General features: G+C 36.2%; 14 protein-coding genes. 9 read left to right on the top strand and 5 right to left on the bottom strand.

Annotated features, from left to right (window positions below; all coding sequences use genetic code 11):
• Window positions 1–20 precede the first annotated feature (20 nt).
• From IGK72_RS12925 to rpsI, 5 genes are all read left to right on the top strand, one after another.
• Entirely contained in the window at window positions 21–1541 is a 1521-nt protein-coding gene (locus IGK72_RS12925; RefSeq protein WP_033627003.1) for a gluconokinase, read from the top strand.
• A gap of 83 nt (window positions 1542–1624) precedes the next feature.
• Window positions 1625–2344 carry a DUF5105 domain-containing protein gene (locus tag IGK72_RS12920; protein WP_033627002.1) on the top strand — a complete coding sequence of 240 codons (720 nt, stop codon included), beginning with the start codon at window positions 1625–1627 and terminating at the stop codon, window positions 2342–2344.
• Window positions 2345–2471: 127 nt separating this feature from the next.
• A complete protein-coding gene (locus IGK72_RS12915) occupies window positions 2472–2939 on the top strand; it encodes a Dps family protein (protein ID WP_002354782.1) in 468 nt (155 codons plus the stop codon).
• Between the two features lie 236 nt (window positions 2940–3175).
• Complete coding sequence (gene rplM / locus IGK72_RS12910) at window positions 3176–3604, top strand: 50S ribosomal protein L13 (protein WP_048670019.1); 429 nt, start codon at window positions 3176–3178, stop codon at window positions 3602–3604.
• Window positions 3605–3617: 13 nt separating this feature from the next.
• Window positions 3618–4010 (top strand): 30S ribosomal protein S9, encoded by a 393-nt coding sequence (gene rpsI, locus IGK72_RS12905; protein WP_002354786.1) that lies wholly within the window; start codon window positions 3618–3620, stop codon window positions 4008–4010.
• Window positions 4011–4116: 106 nt separating this feature from the next.
• Here rpsI and IGK72_RS12900 read toward each other — a convergent pair whose 3' ends face one another.
• The 4 genes from IGK72_RS12900 to IGK72_RS12885 all read right to left on the bottom strand — a co-directional run bounded on the left by IGK72_RS12900 (window position 4117) and on the right by IGK72_RS12885 (window position 7075).
• Complete coding sequence (locus tag IGK72_RS12900) at window positions 4117–5310, bottom strand: tyrosine-type recombinase/integrase (protein WP_010713679.1); 1194 nt, start codon at window positions 5308–5310, stop codon at window positions 4117–4119.
• Window positions 5311–5375: 65 nt separating this feature from the next.
• On the bottom strand, window positions 5376–5657 hold the full coding sequence (locus tag IGK72_RS12895; protein ID WP_010713680.1) for a helix-turn-helix domain-containing protein: 282 nt from the start codon (window positions 5655–5657) through the stop codon (window positions 5376–5378).
• On the bottom strand, window positions 5654–6409 hold the full coding sequence (locus IGK72_RS12890) for a rolling circle replication-associated protein (protein ID WP_430608831.1): 756 nt from the start codon (window positions 6407–6409) through the stop codon (window positions 5654–5656). The genes IGK72_RS12895 and IGK72_RS12890 overlap by 4 nt, the downstream gene beginning before the upstream one ends.
• Window positions 6410–6724: 315 nt before the next feature.
• Window positions 6725–7075: a hypothetical protein gene (locus tag IGK72_RS12885; RefSeq protein WP_023895442.1), complete on the bottom strand. Its 351-nt coding sequence runs from the start codon at window positions 7073–7075 to the stop codon at window positions 6725–6727.
• A 182-nt stretch (window positions 7076–7257) separates the two neighbouring features.
• Between IGK72_RS12885 and IGK72_RS12880 the strand changes: the two genes are divergently transcribed.
• The 4 genes from IGK72_RS12880 to IGK72_RS12865 all read left to right on the top strand — a co-directional run bounded on the left by IGK72_RS12880 (window position 7258) and on the right by IGK72_RS12865 (window position 16394).
• The gene (locus IGK72_RS12880; RefSeq protein ID WP_430608830.1) at window positions 7258–8127 is read left to right on the top strand and encodes a helix-turn-helix domain-containing protein; all 870 of its coding nucleotides are present in this window, start codon (window positions 7258–7260) and stop codon (window positions 8125–8127) included.
• Between the two features lie 234 nt (window positions 8128–8361).
• Window positions 8362–11832, top strand: a complete 3471-nt coding sequence (locus IGK72_RS12875) for an Eco57I restriction-modification methylase domain-containing protein (RefSeq protein WP_430608828.1) — start codon at window positions 8362–8364, stop codon at window positions 11830–11832.
• Window positions 11829–15314: a helicase-related protein gene (locus tag IGK72_RS12870; protein WP_023895438.1), complete on the top strand. Its 3486-nt coding sequence runs from the start codon at window positions 11829–11831 to the stop codon at window positions 15312–15314. The genes IGK72_RS12875 and IGK72_RS12870 overlap by 4 nt, the downstream gene beginning before the upstream one ends.
• Window positions 15315–15833: 519 nt before the next feature.
• Window positions 15834–16394 carry a hypothetical protein gene (locus tag IGK72_RS12865; protein WP_023895437.1) on the top strand — a complete coding sequence of 187 codons (561 nt, stop codon included), beginning with the start codon at window positions 15834–15836 and terminating at the stop codon, window positions 16392–16394.
• Window positions 16395–16468: 74 nt separating this feature from the next.
• Here the strand turns inward: IGK72_RS12865 and IGK72_RS12860 are convergent, their stop codons facing one another.
• Window positions 16469–17467, bottom strand: coding sequence for an AraC family transcriptional regulator (locus IGK72_RS12860; protein WP_002396794.1), 999 nt, complete (start codon window positions 17465–17467; stop codon window positions 16469–16471).
• Window positions 17468–17492 lie beyond the last annotated feature (25 nt).

Here is a 17492-nt window from a genome sequence, read left to right as displayed (position 1 = left end):
ACAAGAAATGAGGGAATCAAATGGAAAAATTAGCGATTGGTGTCGACGTTGGCACTACGCAAGCCAAAGCAGTGGCTTTTCAACCCAATGGCACAGTCGTAGCTTCTAGCTATGTGCGTTATCCATTAATTCAAGAGACTGAAGGAATGGCGGAGCAAGACCCAGAAACGCTGTTCCAAGCTGTGGTGAACTGTATTCGAACCGTCACACAACAAGTGAAGAATCAACCAATTGGGCTCATTTCTTTTGCTTCAGCGATGCATGGCTTAATTGCCATGGATGCGCAAGGACGCCCATTGACCCAAGTGATTACTTGGGCTGACACACGAGCATCTGATTATGCGGAAGCGTTAAAAGAAACGCCAGCGGCCCAATTGTTTTATCAATTGACAGGCATGCCAGTTCATCCAATGGCGCCATTGTACAAGATTCGCTGGCTGCAGGAAAATCAGCCAGCCGTTGCGCAGAGCGCGGCCAAGTTTATTGGGATTAAGGACTACATTTTTTACCGTTTCTTTGGCGAATACTGGACAGATTATAGTAGTGCTTCGGGGATGGGTTTATTTAATATTCACACGCGGCAATGGGAATCGTCGATTTTGGCGTATTTATCTATTGAGGAGGAACAGTTGCCAAAAGTTGCCCCGTCAACGTTCATTTTTCCAGCGTTAGCGCCTTCTTGGCAAGAGATGCTTGGTGTTGAGGAGGAAACGGTTTTAGTTCTTGGTGGTGCGGATGGCCCGTTGTCTAATTTAGGTTTGGGAGCGCTAGGAATGGGTGTAGCGACTTTGACCGTTGGTACGAGCGGCGCACTTCGGTATATTGTCGAAGAACCTTTTTTGCATCCGCAAGGTGAAACGTTTTGTTTTGCTCTAGATGAACAGCACTGGGTGATTGGTGGCGCAAGTAGTAATGGTGCAGTTGCGTTAGATTGGGCGAGCCAAACGATTTTTGCAGAAGAACGTCAGCAAGCTATCCAAAACGGGACCAATCTCTATGACCCAATTATGGCCAAAATTGCAACCGTGCCAGCTGGGGCAAATGGCTTACTGTTTCATCCTTATTTGCTAGGTGAACGAGCACCGCTGTGGAATGCAGAGGCGAGCGCAAGTTTTATTGGCTTGCGCAAAAATCACCACGCCGGACATTTAGCTCGAGCGGTGGTGGAAGGAATCTGTTTCAATTTAAAAACTATTTTAGAGGATTTGAAACAACTCGTTGGACCCGTTCAGGAGATTCGGGCGACAGGCGGCTTTGCTGATTCCCCTGTGTTCCGTCAAATCATGGCTGATGTGCTGGGAGAAACGTTATCGTTCACTGATAGCACCGAAGCTTCGGCATTAGGCGCTGTTTTGCTAGGTTGGCAAGGCTTAGGTCAGTTACCAAATTTACAAGCAGCGGCGCAACAGGTGCTGATTCATGAAACGGTCACGCCACGAGCGGATCAATTGCTAGTTTATCAAGAACTGTATCCTGTTTTTCAAGAAACCCAACAAATTTTAGCACAAAGTTATCAAAAATTAGCAGAATTCCGCAAATAATTGATAGTAAATAGCTTTGACAAATGGCTGAGAAGTTGCTTAACTAGAAGAGAGACGAAGACTTGAGGAAATGAGGATGAGGAATGAAGAAACAGCTACTACCACTATTTCTGTTATTCATTGGGGCGTTAGCAAGCTGCAGTGCACCGTCTCGTTCCGGCGAAAAAGCAGCGCAACAGTTGGTAGATTACTTTATTTATCAAGAAAAGCCAGAGACATTCTCTCAAACTTTTCGTGAACCGAAAGTCTTAGCGGAGCATTTGCAGATGAGCCGTCAACAGTTCCAGAAGCAATTTTTCAATAGCTTAAAAGAAATGAACGCTGAAGTCACCGAGACTGAAGCCCAGAAGCTTAGCGCAGAATTACTGGCTCAAGTGAAGAAAAAAGCGTCATATCAACTAGTAGCCACGAAAGAATTGAATGGGCAAGCGACAATCACTTTTCAGATTAAGGGCTTAGATTTTGTGACGGCGATTGAAGATACAACCACTGCTCTTCTTCAGCAAACGCAACAGGCGACACAAGCGCTAGACATGCAGCACACGTTAGCCGTTTTAAAAAAAGAAATCCAACAAATCAATGTCAGCCATGAGCCAGTTGAACTGCCATTAACGGTTAAGCAAGTAGAAGGACAATGGTACTTGCCGGCAGTGGAGCAACTGAGACTGAATCAGTTTTTTTTAGCTTTCGTCACAGGAAAAGAAGATACTGACCAGTTGACAGAGGCACTCGACACGATCCTCACTCAAGCGGAACAAAAAGTCGTCACTGCGGATGAAAAAACAGCGATTTCAGGAAATTAATTAGATTCTTAATTGTAATTATTATAATTTGATAATAATTTTAAAAAAGAAAGGTTTTCAGTGTACTTTTTTCACAATTCATATTACACTAAGAGTGTAGAAATAATATTTAGGAGGATGACAAAGAATGAAATTTGAAAAAACAAAAGAAATTTTGAACCAACTCGTTGCAGATTTAAGCCAATTTTCCGTGGTAATTCATCAAACACATTGGTATATGCGTGGACCTGAATTTTTAACACTTCACCCACAAATGGATGAATACATGGATCAAATCAATGAGCAATTAGATGTTGTTTCAGAACGTTTAATCACATTGGACGGCTCTCCATTCTCAACATTGCGTGAATTCGCAGAAAATACAAAAATTGAAGATGAAATTGGTAACTGGGACCGCACTATTCCAGAACGTATGGAAAAATTAGTAGCAGGCTACCGTTACTTAGCAGACCTTTACGCAAAAGGAATCGAAGTTTCTGGTGAAGAAGGCGACGACTGCACACAAGACATTTTCATCGCAAACAAAACAGACATCGAAAAAAATATTTGGATGTTACAAGCCAAACTTGGCAAAGCGCCTGGTATTGACGCATAATTTAAAACAACTCCCAAAGCCGCTGACGTTGACGTTGGCGGTTTTTTTCTGTTTAAAAGGCACAAAAAAATAAGTGAAAATCTATTTTCTGAAAGCGCAGAAAAACATTGACTTTATCAGTGATTGAAGGTAAAATATTAAATGGTATTGTTTGCCCCACAATGAGCCCCGGAAACTCAAGTGTATGTCAAACATCGAAAACAAAATTGGAGGAAAGAAACGTGCGTACAACATATATGGCCAAAGCTGGCGAAGTAGAACGTAAATGGTACGTAGTAGATGCAACAGATGTTCCTTTAGGACGTCTATCAGCAGTTGTTGCTTCTGTACTACGTGGTAAAAATAAACCAACATTCACACCACATGTGGATACTGGAGATTTCGTAATCGTAATTAACGCTGATAAAGTAAAATTAACAGGTAAAAAAGCTACAGACAAAATTTACTACCGTCACTCAATGTATCCTGGAGGATTAAAATCAGTGACAGCTGGTGAATTACGCGACAAAAACTCTCGCCGTCTTATCGAAACTTCTGTAAAAGGTATGCTACCTAAAAACACTTTAGGACGTAAACAATTTACTAAATTGAACGTATACGGTGGAGCTGAGCATCCACATGCTGCACAACAACCAGAAGTATTAGATATCACGAACTTAATTTAAGGAGGGAAATTCATTGGCACAAGTACAATATAGCGGCACAGGCCGTCGTAAAAATGCAGTTGCCCGCGTACGCTTAGTACCAGGTACTGGTAAAATTACTGTAAACAAAAAAGACGTAGAAGAATATATTCCACATGCTGACTTGCGTGAAGTTATCAACCAACCATTTGGCGTAACTGAAACAAAAGGCGCTTACGATGTAATCGTAAACGTAAACGGTGGTGGCTATGCTGGACAATCAGGAGCTATCCGTCACGGAATCGCTCGTGCATTGTTACAAGTAGATCCTGACTTCCGTTCTGCTTTAAAACGCGCTGGGTTACTTACTCGTGATGCACGTATGGTTGAACGTAAAAAACCAGGTCTTAAAAAAGCCCGTAAAGCTTCACAGTTCTCAAAACGTTAATCCTTTTTATATCAAGGATTTCAGGGCACTTTCCATTCATTTGGAGAGTGTCTTTTTTTGTTTGGTAACGAGTTTGGTGACGACTTTTTTCGTACCTCGTAACCAGCTATTCATTTTGATTGGCATTTCTGTATTCTTCTAAGAGTTTAAGCGTGTCTATTTTTGTCTGGTCGTTCGTGTGTCCGTAAACGTCTCGAATCATATTTGAAGTTTCTGCATGACCCACGAGAGATTTGATAATTAAGCCATCGATTCCTTGATTTAGTAAATCTGATACAAAAGTATGTCTTAAACCATGAGGAATGATATGCGGAAGGCTATATTTTTTCTCTAACTGATTCAATTTGTTGTTTAACCAATCTGTGTGAAGCGGTTGATTAACGTCACCCTTTTGATTTACATAAGTGAATAAAAATTGCTGTTGCGTTTGTTTGATATTCAATTGTTTTAACTCAACAGCCTGTTTTTGTTTCCATTCCCTCAATAAATTTACGATGGTTTCATTAATCGGAACGTCACGAAAACGATAGCCATTTTTCATGCCTCTCACACGCTCATATCGCTTAGTTTCTGGATTCTTTACTAACTTGTGAGATAAAGAGATTAGCTGTTTCTTGAAGTCGATGTCAGCCCACACAAGAGGATAAATTTCTCCTTTTGTTGCACCGAGATAGTAGGTCAAGGCTAACAGAACGTAATTTTGGAAGCCGTGTTCCTTTTTCATTAGTTCTAGTGATTGTTGAACAGTTTCAACAGAATAATATTTTTGTTGTCTTTTATTTTCCTTTTTCCGTTTAAGAGCTTCATTTACAGGCATTTCAAGTAGATCGTAAGGATTGCTAGAAATATATCCTTTTAGTAACGCATATTTCATTACTTGCTTTGTGTAAGAGACACAAAATTTGAAATTAGTATAAGGCTTAATTTTTTTCTCTTTATCACCAAAAGCCCATAGGATTTGAATGCTTTCTAGGATATCGAAAGAAACAGCTTTTATTTTTTTAGTTCCTAGATATGGAAGGATGTGAAGACGGAAAATGCTTTCTGTCCGATCGAGTGTACTTTGTTCATGGTGCTTAGTTACGATATATTTTTTCTGCCACCAAATTTTATAAACTTCTTCAAAAGTGTAATCACCTTTTTTCTTTTTCACTTCTCCTTTTAGTTTTTGAAGTTTTGCTTCCTGTTCCATAATTAAAGCTTCATTTTTAGTATCTGCATAGGAAACAAACCTTGAAAAGCCTGCTCCCATGTAGACATTAACTTTGTATTTTCCATTATCCATTTCCTGTATAGCCATGTTATCTTCTCACTTTCTTTTGCACATCAGAATATGAGAACACTATTTTTTGAGTGTAGCATGGTTTAAGCTGGTTGAACATAATTTTTTAACCAGCTATCAATTTCTAATTTATCGTAAAGGACCACACCGCTAATGTTAATTTTGGGTAGTCCTTCTGTAATTAATTTATCAATGGTATTGTTGGACAGATTAAGATATTGGCACAATTGACACTTTTTGATGTAACGCTTGTTTAATCCTAACTCATCTTCAAAGTGTGTAATTTCAGTCTTTAATAACTGGTGTATGGTTTCCTGTAACCCTTGTTTTTGAGCGTCGGACAGTAAAATAGTGAGTTCGTTCATTTATGATTTCCTCCATTTTTTTTGATTTTTGTGTAACGAATATTTTGTTCTTCAAAGCCTATTTCCTTGTTTGGAATACCTTGCTCATCCCATGATTGAAAGAAGATAGGTTGTTTACTTACATAGGTGTTGGTAAATAAGACTTCTTGGTCTTTTACCTCATAAGGCTGGTTTGTTAGATTTTTTATCTCGATCGGTTGCTTTAGATTCTGAGATTTAAAGAAAGCTTTTTTCTTATGTTCCTTTAGCTCTAAATCCTTATCGAAATATTTGCTGACATACCGACCTCTATTTTCAGCGCTATCCACATCAATTTTGTTGATTTTGATTAGTCCATGCCCCCAGATTGCTGTTAGTTCTTTATGGGATAGATAGGGAAAGCTAAATAAAACAACGTGATAATGAATAGCGCCACGTTTTTGTTTCTCCCACGTAGCTAAATATTTAATTTGGGATTTCTTTGTCTTATATAAATGGTAGTTTAATCGTTTCATAAATTTTTTGAACTCACTATTTGTGTGGGTTATATCGGTTATATTCTCTTTAAAGGTTAGGGTTAGAAATTTCGTTTGGTCATCAAAGTTCGTATCAATCAGTCGAGCAACGACAAAGCGTTGATTTTTGTAATGTTTTTGTTTTCGTTTTAAGCTATCATATTGTCCTTGTGCATTTAAATTATCAAATGTTTGTTTTGTACTTTTTAGCCAATCAGGTTTTTCTTTCTTTTCATCCGTATTCGTTTTTCTTTTCACTCGTATGAGTTGTTCGTATTCCCAAATTTCAATGTACGCAGGAGTTTCAATGATTTTTTGATTGTATCCATACGGCAATCGCAATCACTCCTACTACAGAAATTGAGTGTTCTTACTGATTATTCAGTTATCAAAGAACGAGGGTAAAACATTTGGCTTTTCGCCAGATAGTGTTCTATAAATCAAGTTAAAGGGAAGTCCTGCAAAGCAGTCCTTCCAGCCTATGGATTTATTTGAGTGGTCTTAACGGACAGAAGCGGCTCTATGGCGCTGCCCCGCCGTTTCGTCCTAACCACCCAACAAATCCATAGAAAATTAGTTTTGTGCAGTGTTACCTTGTTTTTTCGGAATCAAAGTTGCTACATCTGCCGTGGCCGATAAGCCATAACTGACGAATTGACCGTTTGATCGTCCCCAAGGTGCAATCACCAAATTGGTAAATGTAACTATGGCCAAACCTTGTTGAGTAAGTTCTTCCGGGGTAATTACGGGATTTTCAGATTTGACTTTGACACTGATTTTTTCGTAGCGAAGTTTTGGTAGTATACATTCATAACTCCAACCTAGAATATCGCCATCCTTTTGCCAGCGAGTGACATTGACAACTTGGTATTCTTTTTCAAGTTTTTCTTTTGGTAAAGTGAGATCGTTGATTTTAATTGGCATAATAGCCCTCCTTTTTTTGATATACGATATTTTATACGATAAGTTTAAAAAAATATAGACGGCCATCTACAATTTATGTTTTATACGCTTGTTTATACGAGGTCAAGAGTTTTAATGAAAGGTATATACGGAATTTTATACGAGTGGTATAATGGAGAAAAATGACAAGGAGGAAGTAATCTATGTTTGGTTTATTACAACCTGATAAAGTGAAGGTAGGACAACGAATTAAGGAAATCAAAGAGAGTATGAATTTGTCCTTTACGGAGTTGGGGAATCGCTTGGGGATAAAGAAACCAACAATCAGCTCCTATGTTCAAGGCTATGCGCTAGCCCCTGAAAGTGTCATTAACCAATTGTCTAGTATCAGTGGGAAACCGGTAGGCTGGTTTTACTTTGGTGATATTGAAGAATATATTACGGACTACTTGCAGTTAAAAGGGCAGGATAGGATTGTGCAAGAACATCCAGAAGTTGTGAAAGCAATCAAAGAAGAATTTTACACTGGGAAGTTTAAAAATTCTGCCTGGGAAAATGAAGTTGGTTATCCATGTGAAGAGTTTATGGATGATTATTTTTATGAACTGCAACAAGAAGTCATTAAAGAAGAAATTCAAAAAATGGTACGTAATCAGATAAAAAAATTATCGATTATTGATGAATTATCTAAACAGAAAAAAGAGGAGGCAGTCACTGTTATTACGAGTCGTATCATCGAATACCTGGATGTAGCCGGCGAGTACAATTATGAAAAGAAAGATGATATGATTAAAATGGTTAAGCGAGAAATCGATAAGTACGATTTTTTTGCGGATAGTAATTTTGAAGATCGGTATTTAGTGGGGAAACTAATTAATATCTTGGGAGATCAACAAAAAACCAGCGAATTAATCAATCATTTATCTGAAGAGTTGACAGATAGGCCATTTACAGGATTGTTTGGTGGGGAAGAGTTGGTAGAAACGATTCAGACGTTAAGACCAGCGTTAATTAATCTGTCCAATAAAATTAGTGCTGATCAGCTTGAGGATTGGTTTGAAAAGTATAATTAATTTAAATTAGGGATTGATGATATGTCGCTAGGAAATCAATCGAGGCTAACCCGACAACGGATAGGGCTGCCTCAGGAGGAAGTTACAATTCGACTCAATATTAAGTTCTTCAAGGTTGACCATAGGATGTGGTAAGAAATCTGACCTGGGAATAGCCAGCTATAAAGATAGGTAATCCAGAAAATAAAATTTGAAAGTTATTTGAACGAATAGGAGCAGAGGAGCAAACTAAAAATGGAAATCGAGGATATGTTAAAAAGTTTGACCGCAGATGAGCAATCAATACAGATAGTTGCCGATTACTTGGGTTACTCGGTAGGACGTAATCCAAACGAACCAGAAAGTGAATGGCGTATGTTATTTACTGATAAAATCCCAGATAAAACAAGCGCGGTATTGGCTTTAAAAACTGTATCTGACTTGACTCTAGAGACAAAAACAATGGATATTCGGAAGTTGCATAAACGAGTAGAGGAACTTGCAGTGAGTTTTGGTGGATCGTTTGATGCGGAAATTGCCGGATTTGTCGGACAAAAAAGAATTGTATTATTTCGGCTGAGAAACGGCAATCGTGATGAACGGTTGGATCTTAATGAAGAAACAATCGAGAAAGTCTTATATCTAGACAATTTCAATATGCTGAAAAATAGTTCTATCACAGTTGAACAAGATGCTTTTTGGGGTGAGTATGTTATTCACGGGTTGAAAGATGTATTCAAACGTGAACTAACGAATCACTTCTTGATGATGGTAGCTTTGTATCGAAAAAAATTATCAGAGTTAATCACATCTAAACCTTATAAAAACGAACTATCTCCATTGGTTTCTGATAATGCTCGAGCATATATTATTAAAAATGCTTTAACACAGTTGGTAGAAGATGAGTCCTATACAGCAGTCTTGTCAAATGTGGTTGATACGATAATTTTGCGGCAGTTGATGAGACGTTTTATCGAAGCTTATTATGGTAAAGATGAAGTACATCCTTTTGAATTAAGTGGTATTGCCTTAGGTGTTGGGCGAGGTACGTTAGATGAAGCAATCAAAGAAACGGTTGAGATTTATTCCAATTTGACTAACTCGACTGAATCGGCAATCAATAAGCTGAACAAAAAGAAAAGCGTAATTGAGAAATACGATGATTATGTTGAAATTAGCTTATTTGATGAAGATGAATATAATGTTACTAGTAAAATCAAAATGAAAGATGATAGCAAAAAACGTCTGATTGAACTACATGATAAAGCAACCCGACAATTTCAAACAGTTTATGGTGGCGATTTGTTTGCTTCGTCAATTGGTGAAGTAACAACAAGGATTGAAAACTTAATTGTTGAACATGATGCTGAAATGTGGGCGAAGTTTTGGATCGATACATCGAGTGAAAATTATTCTTTCCGCTTTGAAGATGTGCCACCGGAAGCGTTGGAAAAACAATACGAAAATTCCATGTCGCAAAATGTCCAAATAAAAATTGAAGATGGTAAGCCAATTGTGTTCTATGGTGAAGATTTGCAAGAACAGAAGAATAAAGGAGCTTACTATACTGACGAAAAATTCGTCCAGTACATGGTACAGCAGACCGTTGAAGTTGAGTTTCAAAACCGCATCGCAGCTGTCAAAGAAGCTATCAAAGAAGATAATGAATCTGAAGTTATCAAAACCTTGGATCATATGTTTGACATGAAAACGGCAGATCTGACGGCTGGTGGGGGCTCATTCTTACGTGGTGCTTTTAGACAGCTGGCTGATAAGCATGATGCACTTGTTGGATTAAAAGTAACTGATACGATTAGAGGAAAATATCCGATGATGCAAGCTGGTGACGAGGGCACTTTTGCTTGGGAAAAATATATTCTGCACAATATGGTCTATGGCGTTGATATCGACTATAAAGCAATTTTAATTTCTTCACTGACTCTAATGCTTTCATCGTTGCAACATCGTCCTATTGACCAAAAACTACCTGAATTAATCGGTAATACTTTGATCCATCAAAACTCTTTGATGAACTCTGTACCGTTTTATGAGCGTGAAAAGATCTATGCGAACTATCAGAAGGAAATCAAAACACTTTTGAAGCTGAAACGTGAGCAATCACAAAATTTTGAAAACAAACGACAAGAGCTTCAGCGGACTTTGCTGCAATACGTACAGCCAATTTTGAATGGTGAGACACACTTTTTGAATGTGGAGGCTTTGGAGATTAATTTGATTGAAGTATTCTTTGGTGAAAATGGCAAGTTGAAAGAGAATGCTGGGTTTGATTGTATAATTGGAAATCCACCTTGGGAAATATGGAAACCGAACTCGGATGAATTTTTTTATAAATACGATAAAAGCTATTTGGCTGTGAATAATAAGAAAGCAAAAGAAGCTATTCAAAAAAAATTATTTAATCAATTCCCAGAAATTGAACAGAAATGGAATGAAATGAACAATCGAATCAAAAAAGGCTCAAAATATTTTAGAAATATAAAAAATTATTGTTATCAATCATGGAAAGTAGAGGGAAGAAGTACAGGATCTGATTTAAACTTGTATAAAATTGCTATGGAGCGCTTTTCTCAACTTATAAATAGTAAATCTATACTATCGATTTTAATGCCAGAAAATTTGATGACAGATTTAGGTTCTACAGGATTAAGACACTTAATATTTGATGAGATGCAAGTTTTTGAATTCTTATCATTTGAAAATTCAAAAGGAATATTCCCTGTCGTTCATAGAAGCTATAAATTTGCGATCCTTACAATAAAGAATGGGAAACGCGATTGGCATAGTTTTAAGGCTTTCTTTTCTAAAAAATTTCTAAGTGATTTACAAAAGGAAGAAATAAAACTTGATTATCCGCTTTCTTTAGTTATTGATTCGGAACCTGAAAAATACAACCTAATTACACCAAGAAGTCAAGTTGAATTAGACTTGTATCAAAAGATTAAATTGAAGTATCCTTCTTTGGGAGAAACAAGATTATTCAAGATGTCTAATGATTTTCATCGAACAAATGATACTAAGTATTTTAAGGAGTATCAATTAGGTGATGTTCCGCTTTATGAAGGAAAACTTATAGGGCAGTTTCGTTTAGTTGCAGCTCCCAAAGAAGGTGTTACTCAAGTTGATGCATACAAGAAACTAGGAGACGACTTGAACGAATATCGGATTGGTTACCGCGATATCAGCAGTTCTACTAATAGAAGGACGATAATTGCCACAATATTTCCTCGTAAAGCAGTAGCTGCTAATAGTTTATTTATGCAGATCAATGCAAATGAAACGACTTTATTGGCAAGATTATTTTACTTAGCAATGCTTAATTCATATGTTTTGGATTTTGTTATGCGTAAATTAATTGATAAACACGTCAGCCAAACATTTTTAAAACAGCTACCGATACCTCCGCATGGCCAATTCGTATATGAAGATGATTTGATTCAGATTACAAAAGAATTGTTGATGTTGAATGATAACGGATTTGAAGAACTGGATTCATTGGTTTTAGGTACCAAATTCAAAAGGAAAAATTACAATCAACTAGTGGCAGAACTAAATGCTCGTATAGCGATTGGATTCGATTTAAATCGTGACGAATTAATTAATTTGCTTAGAACTTTTGAATCAGCTAATCATAAGCAAGCCGTCCAAGAAGAAGCTCAACGCATTATCGAAGTATATGACCGCCTGAAAGTAGGTGAAGCATCGTGACAGAAAAAAACGAAGCGCTCTACGAGATATACAAAAATCGAGTAGTAGATAATCGCAAGGTTTCCATGGAAATTGCGGTCAATCATTTACTCAGCCAAAATAAAGTTGATCGGTTTGATTTAGCAGTCGGATATTTTTATATATCCGGCTTGCTACTAATCAAAGATACTTTCACTGAGTTTATGGAAGTACGTGATGGTCACATGAGCATTTTGATGGGAAATGAGACAAATGAACTGACCAAAAATACTGTTCAAGCTGGTTTTTATATCAGTGAACTGAATGATGATGAACTGAAAAATGACTATAAAAATCAGTTTCAAGACGAAATTCGGTATTTGAACGAAGAGGATCAGCTGTTTTTGATGAAATTTATTGATTGGCTGGAACAAAAGCGGATTGAAGTCAAAGTTTATACTGGTAAAGCAAATTATTTCCATGCGAAGAGTTATATGTTTTATGGTAAAGAAAATGACTACTCTGGTGAATCGTTAGTTGGTTCTTCAAACTTTTCTAGAAATGGTTTACAAGGCAATACCGAATTAAATGTCTATTCCGCTGATAGTTTTAATGCTTTGCATGAGTGGTTCAAATCGATTTGGTTCTCAGATGAAGTCGATGTTTTTTCAGATGAACTAATCAAGACAATCAAACAAATCTATCCAGATATACAGCAATCTAAACGCTATAAATCAGTTTCTGAAACTTATTATGATTTTGCGAATATGTTTGCTCGTCCATATGCTCAATTAGATGACGATAAAATTTGGGAAACTTTATATCCGCATCAACGTGAAGGCATTTTAAAAATTCAGAACAAGCTGATGCAGTTTGGTACTGCAACATTAGCCGATGGTGTAGGGTTAGGTAAGACACGAACAACAGCTGGCGTAATCCGCTTAGAGAAAAAAATTAATCCTCATTTAAAAGTGATCATTATTGCAGATAAAAAATTACATGAACAATGGCAAGCGGATTTAGATGCTGTAGATGTTGACTACAGTAATTTTAAATTCATCAATCGGGAAACATTTGCTCTAATGAAACCAGCTGAGTTGGATCTGATTGCTGCAACTTATCAAATGATTGTAATTGATGAGGGGCATCAAGGATTTAAAAATAGAACTACTGCAGCATATCGTCATGCGGAATACATCTTTTCGCATTCGGCTCATAATATGAAAGGAATCATGTTGACGGCGACACCTTGGAACAACAAGCGTGAAGATGTGATTAATATCGGTTCACTATTTCTAGAAGTAGATCATATCCCACTTGATCGTGCTTATCGTACTTATTTTGCTTTCGGAGCACGTGGAAAAGCAGTTAAAGCGTTGGCAAATGATAATAAAGCCTTTGCTGAATTTTGGGAAGATTTATTCTTGCAGCGGACAAGGAAAACATACGGTGGCGAATCTGTTACTTTTGCTGAACGTTTTTTTCCAACGATTGAAGTTCCCTTCGAGCCGGTGAAAGAACAAATTTTCAGCAATAACTTTGAAAGAATCGATAATCTACATTTCCCATATATGGATACACTACGTTTCTTTGTTCAAGATAGTAATAATGAATTGACGCCAGGCAGATTGAAATTAATGCTATTAAAACGTGCTGATTCTAGTTGGCTGTCTTTCGTAAATTCTTTGAAGGCGATTCAAACTAAGACTCAGCAGTTTGTTAAGGATTTTGACGCAATTGAAACATCCGGCAAGTACTTAGATCGATTGAAAAATTATCTATCCCATGCTTATAAGGTAGATGAATATTTTTCAAATAATTTGGGATTGTTGTTGAACATTAAGAATGAAGAAGACGAAGATCAACTGCCAAATCAATTTCGTGAATTTCAAGAAAAATCAAATCGAAATCGTCGAAAATATATCGAGCGAATTACTGGTCAAATAGAAAGTTTGACAGTTAAATCTTCTAAGAGAGTTTTTAATACGCTAAAAGCTTATGCAGTTAAGGATTTGGCTGTTTTGCAAAGCATGATTGATGAAGTTGAAAAGAATTTTTTACGTAAAGATGAAAAATTTGAAACGGTTTTACAAAGTTTAATCATTGAGCGAGAAAAAGGTCATAAAGTCATTTTAGTAAGCCAATTCCGCGATACAATTCTGTATTACGCTGATAAGATCAAAGAATCGAAAAAATTTGACCAAGAGAACATCGGTGTAGTAACTGGTAATCCTGATGATAATAAAATTGGCATGGATCACTACTCTAAGAATGCTATTTTAAATCGTTTTTCACCAAAATCAAAATTGCAGACAGAATTATTTAATTCAGAAAACGAAATCAATATTTTGCTTGGAACAGACACGATTTCTACAGGGCAAAATCTGCAAGATGCGACTGTTTTAATGAATTTGGATGTGCCATACAATCCAATGCAACTAGAACAGCGAATCGGTCGAATCGATCGTCCTCGTGAGTATGGTCAAGTAGAACAGATTGATATCTACACTTTCCCAACTTATTCAGCAATTGAATCAATTTTGAAAATGACACAGCGCTTAGGGGAAAAGATGAAAGGTATTTATAGTGATACTGAATTTGATGATTTTGTTCTGCCTGAGTATCGAGAATATGCTGAAGCTTTACTGAAAGAGAAAAATGCTACGAAAGCTTCCAAAGCCACGGAAAAAATGGTATTGGATAACGAATCAAAACAAATCATGAATGTTGGTTTATCTGCTGACTCTCATTCTGCTGATTATGATATGGCGAATAAACGAATGTACGATACTGTTCAACAAGGAGTTCATCGAGTTCTTGATCCAATTTATGATGATATCAGTTTTTCAAAAAATATTGGTAATGCTATCGTTGTTTTAAAAATGATTTATCGTGATGTTAATGGTGAGGACATCAGTAATGAAACAATTATTATTGATATGGATAAAATTAAAGAATGCACGATTTCTGATGCAGAGCGACGATTGAATGAATCAAAAGCAGTGAGTGTTTATTCAACACAGGAATATAGTCAAGCTAAAGCCGAGGTAAAAATACGTGATTATCGTCAAAAATTCCAACAGGTTTTAGAGCGGCATATTGAAAAAATCAATGCTGATAATCAAAAAACAAGAGATAATTTTGATGGTATAGCCGATAAAACCTCTAAGAAAGCTGCATCTAATATTATAGATAGTATTAAAAATCCCAAACTAAGGGGAACAATTAAATCAAAAATTGAAGCTTTTGGTTTATCTGGTAAAGAAGTTCAGGAGTTAGCAAAGCGCATTGAGTTTATTGATTCAGACAGTGATCTATATGATTATGTTCAAAATATCGCAAATGATGTTCAAGAATTTTGGATGAATTTTGAGGAATACGTCGACGCTTTTGATTTACAGAATATTGAATTGAACAGTGGACGAATTAATAAAAATGAACCAACAAAACGGATTGCTACTGTTGAAAAATCTGAAGCTATATTGGTAATGGCTAATTATTCAATCGATAACAAAAGCCTATAAACATACTACTGTTAGAAATTAGTAAATTTTTTGAGGAGCTTTTTATCAGAATCAAGTACTTTAATCTATTGGGAAACTCTGATTTACAGAGACTCATCAGTCATATATGAGAGACCTTTATTTATTGTCCATAATATAGGTATATGTATTTTATAGTATCGAATCGGCTCGCAAAAAATTGACACCACTACTCTCAAATAAAATGAAAGTCAATAAAATTTTTCATGTTTCAGTCTCTCTAAATCGTTGCTATTAAAGCATTGTGAAGCTGTTTGGAAAAATGGTTGGGCTAACCAGGTCTTAAAAAAGCCCGTAAAGCTTCACAGTTCTCAAAACGTTAATTACTTGGAGTCGTTGCGAACGTGTTCGCTTACCAATCAATTACAATGTTTCAAGACACTTTCTCGCAATGAGAAAGTGTCTTTTTTATCAATCTCTCTAACCCAACCCTCTCCAAAAAATGGTATTATTAAGTAATGAAACATAACCATAAAAAATAACAAATATCGGAGGCAAAAAATGAGTAGTGTGGTTTGTCAAAGTTGTGGGGCGAATGCGTTTAGATGGTATGATACCGCTGATCAAGTGGTGGAATGTAAGTATTGTCATTCCAAACAAGCTTTTATAAAAGGTATGGGCGTCGAGTCAGCCATAAAAGTTGTTGGGGGAAAAGAAGAAGCGGAGACGGATTCTGAATACCAAGAACGGATTATTCATCAATTTGGTTTGAAAGATCAAGTGATTGAAGTGAAGAATTATTCATTAATCGATATTCCGTTAACATTTATTGTTTGGTTGTATTTGGATATTTTATTAGGAGCTTTGTTCATCTGTGGTGGTTTTCTATCTAATAACTATCGAGCTTGGTACGCCAATTTACTTCGTTGGCACTTTTGTGGTTGGCGTTATACAAAGTCAGCGACTGAAAAAGAGAAGGCAAGTCAACGGATTAGAGGCAGTCTGTTGATTAAATGGCTACTTCAAGAGGACCCCAACAAAACGAAAAAATTAATAATGGTTGGCGTATCCATCCTGTTCACTGTCCTGTTCGTTTACACTACAGGAAATGGCGCTGCCTAAACGAAATATTTATTGAAACACTTTCTGTTGATAGAAAGTGTTTTTTTATACCATTAATGGAGTAAGTGAGTATTTCAGTGTTTCGTCAATGTTTTTCTATATTCATTAGGAGAGAGTGTATAGAGAGCTGAAAAATTTTTATAAAATTGGCTTACGTTTGAAATACCAACATTTTGAGAGATTTCAGCGATTGATAATTCTGAATAACGCAATAATTGTATCGCATTTTTCATCCTTTGTTCTGTTTGAATTTCTTTAAAGGTTTTATTGAAAGTCTGCTTGATTAACTGAGATAAATATTTTGGATGGTAATTAAATAATAATGCGGTTTCCTTTAATGTACAGGTGCGAGCATTTTTTTCTATATAATCGATAATTTCTAACATATGGCTGGTTTTATTGCTAATAGGGGCAACTTTCTTTGTGGAATTTTTCTGATAATCACGGATAAGCTGAATAAAAATTAATGAAAAGAGTGCTTCTATCGCATGTTTACTAAAAGTATCATTTTGGAAATATTCACAAATTAGTTGATTGAGAAAAGCAATTGTATTCTTATGGTTATTCTGAAAAATCATATAGCCGTCATGGTGGTTATTTTCAGTAATTGCTGAAAATAAAAAAGTACTTAAAATGCTTGTTTCACCTAAGCCCATAATAAATGCTCGTGAAAAAAAGTCATTGCTTAGACTAATATTAAAGACAATATCTTTTTCACTTAGTCTGCCTTTTGAGCGAAGAACATGCCGATCAACAATGCATAAATCTCCTTCTTTTAGTAATACCTCGGTTCCGTTTACTTGATAATGACAGCTTCCAGAATAGACATAATTAAGATTTAAATTAGTATGTACATGTAATGGTACATCTGTGAATCGCGAATCTCTTCTAATTTCAATAAGGTTTTGTTTTAAATTTGGTAATTGAAACTGATAGACTTCTTGATCATGCAAAAGAATTTTGTCTAGTTGTTCATAAATAGGGCTATGATAATTGGGATCCTCTAAATAATGGTGTTCGCTGTGGGTTAACAGAAATAAGTCTGATGGGAGTTGATTTAACAATTTTATCACCTTACCTTTTGTTATAAATGTTCTG

Source organism: Enterococcus sp. DIV0183 (assembly GCF_050541505.1).
Classification (GTDB): Bacteria; Bacillota; Bacilli; order Lactobacillales; family Enterococcaceae; genus Enterococcus; species Enterococcus faecalis.
Note: the sequence above shows the minus strand (reverse complement) of the source record. Positions and strands in the feature narration are given on the sequence as shown.